At 64.7% G+C, this 6401-nt stretch carries 8 protein-coding genes and 1 pseudogene; 7 read left to right on the top strand and 2 right to left on the bottom strand.

Annotated elements, in window-relative coordinates:
* Positions 1 to 292: DUF1330 domain-containing protein (locus EN750_RS13745; protein ID WP_127396731.1), on the bottom strand; the 292-nt coding region annotated here is incomplete at its 3' end.
* Positions 293 to 468: 176 nt separating this feature from the next.
* On the opposite strand from EN750_RS13745, the gene EN750_RS13740 reads away from it, so the two are divergent.
* The 5 genes from EN750_RS13740 to EN750_RS13715 all read left to right on the top strand — a co-directional run bounded on the left by EN750_RS13740 (position 469) and on the right by EN750_RS13715 (position 4216).
* Positions 469 to 1161 carry a helix-turn-helix domain-containing protein gene (locus EN750_RS13740; RefSeq protein WP_127396730.1) on the top strand — a complete coding sequence of 231 codons (693 nt, stop codon included), beginning with the start codon at positions 469 to 471 and terminating at the stop codon, positions 1159 to 1161.
* A 66-nt stretch (positions 1162 to 1227) separates the two neighbouring features.
* Positions 1228 to 2352, top strand: coding sequence for a bifunctional DNA-binding transcriptional regulator/O6-methylguanine-DNA methyltransferase Ada (gene ada / locus EN750_RS13735; protein WP_127396733.1), 1125 nt, complete (start codon positions 1228 to 1230; stop codon positions 2350 to 2352).
* An 18-nt stretch (positions 2353 to 2370) separates the two neighbouring features.
* Entirely contained in the window at positions 2371 to 2592 is a 222-nt protein-coding gene (locus EN750_RS13730; protein WP_245482700.1) for a hypothetical protein, read from the top strand.
* A gap of 330 nt (positions 2593 to 2922) precedes the next feature.
* Positions 2923 to 3477: a methylated-DNA--[protein]-cysteine S-methyltransferase gene (locus tag EN750_RS13720; RefSeq protein ID WP_127396728.1), complete on the top strand. Its 555-nt coding sequence runs from the start codon at positions 2923 to 2925 to the stop codon at positions 3475 to 3477.
* A 25-nt stretch (positions 3478 to 3502) separates the two neighbouring features.
* Positions 3503 to 4216, top strand: a complete 714-nt coding sequence (locus EN750_RS13715) for a 2OG-Fe(II) oxygenase (protein ID WP_245482699.1) — start codon at positions 3503 to 3505, stop codon at positions 4214 to 4216.
* A gap of 24 nt (positions 4217 to 4240) precedes the next feature.
* Here EN750_RS13715 and EN750_RS13710 read toward each other — a convergent pair whose 3' ends face one another.
* Complete coding sequence (locus EN750_RS13710; protein ID WP_127396727.1) at positions 4241 to 4840, bottom strand: dihydrofolate reductase family protein; 600 nt, start codon at positions 4838 to 4840, stop codon at positions 4241 to 4243.
* Between the two features lie 103 nt (positions 4841 to 4943).
* Between EN750_RS13710 and EN750_RS13705 the strand changes: the two genes are divergently transcribed.
* Both EN750_RS13705 and EN750_RS13700 read left to right on the top strand, forming a co-directional pair.
* On the top strand, positions 4944 to 5360 hold the full coding sequence (locus tag EN750_RS13705; RefSeq protein ID WP_127396726.1) for a helix-turn-helix domain-containing protein: 417 nt from the start codon (positions 4944 to 4946) through the stop codon (positions 5358 to 5360).
* Positions 5361 to 5604: 244 nt separating this feature from the next.
* Positions 5605 to 6401 (top strand): annotated as a pseudogene (locus EN750_RS13700) (DNA polymerase IV); the annotation flags it as partial.

The following is a 6401-nucleotide window of genomic DNA, read 5'->3' as shown; positions in this document are numbered from 1 at the left end:
GATCGGTGTTGTCAATCATCTGGAAACGGCTGTCGCTGCCGCCCTGACGGGCCGACACGAAGGGCGCGTAGGCAGGGTCGGTGGTGAAGGCGCGCGCCGCCGCTTCCGACGGGAACGCCATCAGCGCGATCAGCGTGGTATCGAGCGGCTTGCCTTCGAGGGTCTTCACATTGCCGCTGCGCGACAGATATCTGCCGCCATGTTTGTGGACGAGGTCGTGCACCGAGGCGGCATAGGCCGGCACCCACTGCGCGTCGTTTATCTTGATGTCTGCGATAACGTAGGCGGTCATGGTAGTCTCCTGGTTGCGGTGCACAGGGGTATCCCGTGCAACCGGCCAAAGGGCTCGCATGGCAAGGCACCCGCCAACCAGTCCGCGATCTGTACCGGGGCAGTACAGTTTCCGTACTGGCCGCTTCATCCAGGAAGGCCTAATATTCGGTCAGGTTTGAGGGAGAGGCACCAATCATGAGCCAGCACGGATACAAACAATTCTGCCCGCTATCGATGGCCGCCGAGGTGCTGTGCACCCGCTGGACGATGGTGCTGATGCGTGAACTGGTGGCCGGCTCGACCCGCTTCAACGACCTGCGCCGCGGCGTTCCCAAAATGTCGCCGACCCTTCTGTCGCAACGGCTGAAGGAACTTGAGATCGCCGGGATCGTCGAGCGCAAGGAAGTGCCGGGCGAAAAAGGAATCTTCGAATATCGGCTGACGGAAGCCGGCCGGGATTTGCGCCCGGTCGTCGAGGCAATGGGCTTCTGGGGGCAGAAATGGGTCGAGTCCCGGCTGTCGCTGAAGAACCTCGATCCGTCGTTGCTGATGTGGGACATGCGGCGCAATCTAAACCCCTCGCCGCTGCCTGAAGGGCGCACGGTGATACAATTCCTGTATCCGGATCTCCCGGCGTCCAAACGGTCGTGGTGGCTGATCGTCGAGAAGCACGGTGAGGTCGATCTGTGCTGGTACGATCCGGGCTTCGATGTCGACCTCTACGTCTCGACCGACCTGCACACGATTACGGCGATCTGGATGGGAGTGCTGACCGTCGAGAAGGCCGGCGCCAGGGTTGCCCTGACTGGTGACCAGGCCATCGGCAGGAAGATGCAGACCTGGCTCGGCCTCAGCCCGTTCGCGGTGGAACCCAAGCGCGCGGCTTAGCAGGGCCGAGGGCGCTTGGCAGGAAACGGGTGGCGAGACCGGCTTTTGACGGCTTCAATGCCGGCCATGTTCATCACCTTGGCGAAAAATCTGAAATCCGAGCCGCTGCAAATCGCCGACGATCCGCGCTGGGCACGAATCGTCGCGCGCGACAAGTCGGCCGACGGCGCATTCTGGTATTCGGTGGCAACGACCGGCGTCTATTGCCGGCCTTCCTGCCCGTCTCGGCGCGCCAATCCGAAAAATGTGCAATTGCACGACACCCTGGACCAGGCACGAGCGACTGGTTTTCGCCCGTGCCGGCGCTGCGACCCGGATGGCCCGTCGCTCGAGGCCGGCAACGCGGCGATGGTCGCCGCTGCCTGCCGCAGGATCGAGCAGAGCCAGGAAGAACCGTCGCTCGCTGAGCTGGCTGATGCCGCCGGCCGCAGCGCCGGTTATTTCCATCGTATCTTCAAGGCGGCCACCGGGCTGACACCGAAGGACTATGCCGCCGCGCACCGCGCCGCCAGGGTTCGTCAGGGCCTGGAAGACGGCGCCAGCGTCACGACGGCGATCTACGATGCCGGCTTCAATTCGAGCGGACGTTTTTATGAGAAATCCACTGGCATGCTCGGCATGACGCCGACGCGCTATCGCGCCGGCGGCGCCGATGAAGAGATCCGCTTCGCCGTCGGCGAGACCTCGCTCGGCGCCATCCTGGTCGCGTCCAGTCAAAAGGGCGTCGCCTCGATCCTGCTCGGCGACGATCCTGATGCACTGGTGCGCGACCTCCAGGATCGTTTCCCCAGGGCACGGCTGATCGGCGGCGACAGCGACTACGAAGCACTGGTCGCCCGCGTCGTCGGTTTCGTCGAGGTTCCGGCGCTCGGTCTCGATTTGCCGCTCGACGTGCGCGGCACCGCCTTCCAGCAGCGTGTCTGGCAGGCTTTACAAGACATCCCCGTCGGCCGCACGGTTTCCTATACCGAGATCGCGCAGCGCATCGGCGCGCCGAAGGCAACCCGCGCCATCGCCGCCGCCTGCGCCGCCAACAGTCTTGCCGTCGCCATTCCCTGCCACCGCGTGATCCGCAGGGATGGCGCCCTGTCCGGCTACGCCTGGGGCGCTGAGCGCAAACGCGCACTGCTCGACCGCGAGGCGGACGGGTCGAACGCACCCGGCAGCGCTTACCGATCCGCGCGGAGATGACGGCCAAGCATGCGCGCGATGGCAAGACCTCATGACAGCGTCACCGATGGGACCGCCCGCACCACCGCCGCCGGCAATCGCGCCGAAGAGGCGAAATCCCAGGTCATGGCCGCCATCGGCGGGCTGGTCGATGAGGGTAGGGCTGAGTGGAACCACACCGCAACCGGCGAGATCGAGCTGCGGCTGCTGAGCGGTGAGGTGTTTGTGCTTAGCGAGATGTCGGTCACACGTGTGGCATGAGCATGCTTGGCCGAAGTGCGAATGATCAAAATCAGCGCTCTACGGCGCCCCCCTCTGTCCTGCCGGACATCTCCCCCACAAGGAGGGAGATTGGCAGTTCCGGCGCCGGCTCTCGTCCTGCAACGTTGGAGATTGGCGAAGGCGGTGATGACAGCCAATCTCCCCACCCGTGGGGGAGATGTCCGGCAGGACAGAGGGGGCGCCGTAGAGCGCTTACCCTGGGCGTCCTTCACCCCCGTACGCGGGCGATTTGAGTTTGAAAGCAAGCATCGGAGTGAGCACCGACCGGCGCACAGCTAGGGTTCGCGCACAGACAAAGGAGTAAACGCAATGAACCTCATGCAAACCCAAATGGCGCCACCGGCGAGCGTCCCCAATGCCTTCGACACCATAAGCTACGCCATCGGTGAATCCGCAATCGGCGACGTCCTGGCAGCGCGCAGCCAGATCGGCGTCTGCGCCATCCTGATCAGCTCGGATGCTGACACACTGGAGCAGGATCTCGCCAACCGCTTCCCCGGCAAGGTACTGGTCGAAGACGAGGCCGCTTTGCGCGACGATCTCGCCGCAATCGCGCGCTTCATCGAAATGCCTGGCGTCGGCCTCGACCTGCCGCTCGACCTGCGCCACGGCACGCCATTCCAGCAGCGTGTTTGGGCCGTGCTGCGCAGCATCCCGTGCGGCGCCACCATCACCTACACCGCGCTCGCCCGGCGTCTCGGCCAGCCGAACGGCGCCCGCGCCGTGGCGACCGCCTGTGCGGCCAACGCGATTGCGCTGGGCATTCCCTGTCACCGTGTTGTCCGCGCCGCCGGCACGCTGTCGGGCTACCGCTGGGGCGTCGAGCGCAAGCGCGCCCTGCTCTACAAGGAGGCTACGATATGAATGCCATGCCAAAATTGCCGCATCGGTGGTCGAAGCTGCTCAGACACGCATCGCCGGTTACGACTGGCCGGCCCTTGCTGCCGAACTCGACGGCTTCGGCTGCGCGGTGATCGAGAAATTGCTCTCGCCCGAAGAATGCCGGCAGATCGCCGGCCTCTATCCCGAGGAGAAGCATTTCCGCAGCCACATCCATATGGCCAGGCACGGCTTCGGCAAGGGCGAGTACCGCTATTTCCGCTATCCCTTGCCCGACCTCCTGGGTGGCCTGCGCAGCGCGCTCTATCCCAGGCTGGCCGAGGTCGCCAATCGGTGGAACGAGCGCATGGGGCAGGCCATGCGCTATCCCACGACGCATGCCGCGTTTCTCGAGCAGTGCCATGCCGCCGGCCAGACACGGCCGACGCCGCTGCTGCTGCAATATGTGCCTGGCGACTTCAACTGCCTGCACCAGGATCTCTATGGCGATCTCGCCTTTCCGCTGCAGGTGGCGATCCTGCTCTCCGAACCGGGCCGGGATTTCACAGGCGGCGAGTTCGCGCTGACCGAGCAGCGCCCGCGCATGCAGAGCCGAGTCGAAGTGGTGCCGCTGCGGCAGGGCGACGCCGTTGTGTTCGCCGTCCACAACCGGCCGGTGCAGGGCACCAAAGGCAACTACCGCGTCAATCTGCGCCACGGCGTCAGCCGGCTGCGCTCAGGCATGCGCCACACGGTAGGGATTATTTTCCACGATGCCAAGTGAGCAGGGAGAAGATGGAGGTTCCCCTCACCCCGCCGGTGCATAACGGCTGACCACCATGCCGCAGGCATAGGCCTTCGAGCCGAGCAGCCGCAGGTTCCTAAAACCGCCCTGATCAAAAATCCGGCGGCCCGCCCCCAGCACCGCCGGGTTGACGAACAGCTGGAACTCGTCGACCAGCCCGGCCGCGATCAGCGCTGACGCGAAACCGGCGCCGCCGAACACGGCAATGTCGCCACCCTCGCCCGTCTTCAGCGCGTTGACCTCGCGCGGCAGGTCGCCGCTGGCCACACTGGTGCGCTCCCAAGCCGGCTCCCAGGCCGATTGCTCGAGCTTGTCGCTGAGCACCACCTTGCGGGCGTCGACGATGCGCTGCGCAAAGGCGTAGAACGGATCGTGCGGAAACTTCTTCGCCGCAGTGTCCCAATGGGTGAGGTAGCCCTCCTGTGCCATTTTGCGGCTGAGCAGGATGGTATCGACGCCTGCGAAGACAGCGTTGAAGTCCTGCTTCAGCGCGTCGTCCCAGGCGCTGTCGTCGCCCCATTCCCAGAGCTGCCAGGGATGGTCCTCATTGGCGCCGACAAAGCCGTCGACCGACATCTGCATCTGCAGGACCAGCTTTTTCACCGTCATTCTCCCCACGGCCAACGCAAAACAGTTTACATTTGCAACCGTTGACGCAAGGCCAAAACGATGTCAATAGTAAAGTGATTTAAAAATGGAACCGTAGATGTCGACGCGCGAAAAATCCGGCTGTCCGATCAACCTGTCGCTCGAACTGATCGGCGACCGCTGGACGCTGCTCATCATCCGCGACATGGCCTTCGCCGGCAAAAGGCACTTTCGCGAATTCCTGCAATCCGACGAAGGCATCTCCTCGCGCACGCTGGCCGAGCGGCTGCAAACGCTTCAGGAGGAAGGCATCCTCACCAGAAGCGACGACCCGACGCATGGCTTGAAAACGGTCTACCGGCTGACCGAAGCAGGCATCGACCTCTTGCCGGTGCTGGCGACGCTCGGCGCCTGGGGCAGCAAGCACCGCAAGGCCGACGATAAGCTGGCCAGGATTGCCGGCGAATTGGCGGCAGGCGGCGAAGCGGCGCTGGAAAAGATGAAAGCGGCGCTGCGATCGGAGCATATTGTCTAGGCGTTGCGCTGTTTCCCTTCTCCCCCTGTGGGAGAAGGTGGATCGGCGCGCAGCGCCGAGACGGATGAGGGGTGTTCCAGCGGAGTGAGACGCTGGCGTTCCCTGGAACACCCCTCATCCGTCGCCTTCGGCGACACCTTCTCCCACAAGCGGAGAAGGGGGAGCTTTCCACAGCTTGCTTGACAACGATCCACCTTTGTTCTTTATTTGTTCCAATCTATCAGCAACTGCGGATGTGCGGTCGATGGAAACGACAGCCACCATCCTGCATGCCGATCTCGACGCTTTCTACGCCTCGGTCGAGCAGTTGCTCGATCCGTCGCTGCGCGGCAAGCCGATCGCGGTGGGCGGCGGTGTCGTGCTCGCCGCTTCCTATGAGGCCCGCGCCTTCGGCGTGCGCGGCGGCATGCCGGGGCGCAAGGCGCGTGAGCTGTGCCCGCAGCTGATCTTCGTCGGCGGCAATTTCAGCCACTACCAGCGGCTGGGCGACGCGGCGATCAAGGTGCTCGACGATTTTACCCCGGTGGTCGAGCGCATCTCCATCGACGAGGCGTTTGCCGACGTCGCCGGCTGCACGCATCTGTTCGGCTCGCCGCAGGAGATCGCAACGACCATCCGCCGCCGCGTGCGGGCCGAACTCGGCCTGCCGATCTCGATCGGCGTAGCACGCACCAAGCATCTGGCCAAGATCGCCTCGCAGGTGGCCAAACCGGATGGGCTGGTGGTGGTCGACCCCGGCAGCGAGCTCGCTTTCCTGCACGACCTGCCGGTCGGGCTGATGTGGGGCGTCGGCCCGGCGACCAGGGCGAGGCTGGCGGAAATCGGCGTCGAGACCATCGGCCAGCTGGCCAGGACGCACAGCGGCGCGCTGACACGGCTGCTCGGTCCCGCCGCCGGCGAAAAGCTCGCCGCCTTGTCATGGAACCGCGACCCGCGAAAGCTCGAAACGCATAGCCGCGCGCATTCGGCCGGCGCCCAATCGGCGCTGGGCCAAAAACCCGCCGTAGCGCGGATCATCGTGCCCACTCTGCTGCATCTGGC

This window comes from Mesorhizobium sp. M7A.F.Ca.ET.027.03.2.1, from assembly GCF_003999175.1.
Classification (GTDB): Bacteria; Pseudomonadota; Alphaproteobacteria; order Rhizobiales; family Rhizobiaceae; genus Mesorhizobium.
The sequence above is the reverse complement of the archived record's forward strand: the minus strand, read 5'-3'. Positions and strand labels throughout refer to the sequence as shown.

What these genes read in the sequence shown, in the direction of transcription:
- ada (WP_127396733.1), top strand. Translation starts at nt 1,228, where the DNA reads ATGTTCATCACCTTGGCGAAAAATCTGAAATCCGAGCCGCTGCAAATC.
- EN750_RS13730 (WP_245482700.1), top strand. Translation starts at nt 2,371, where the DNA reads ATGGCAAGACCTCATGACAGCGTCACCGATGGGACCGCCCGCACCACC.
- EN750_RS13705 (WP_127396726.1), top strand. Translation starts at nt 4,944, where the DNA reads ATGTCGACGCGCGAAAAATCCGGCTGTCCGATCAACCTGTCGCTCGAA.
- EN750_RS13740 (WP_127396730.1), top strand. Translation starts at nt 469, where the DNA reads ATGAGCCAGCACGGATACAAACAATTCTGCCCGCTATCGATGGCCGCC.
- EN750_RS13720 (WP_127396728.1), top strand. Translation starts at nt 2,923, where the DNA reads ATGAACCTCATGCAAACCCAAATGGCGCCACCGGCGAGCGTCCCCAAT.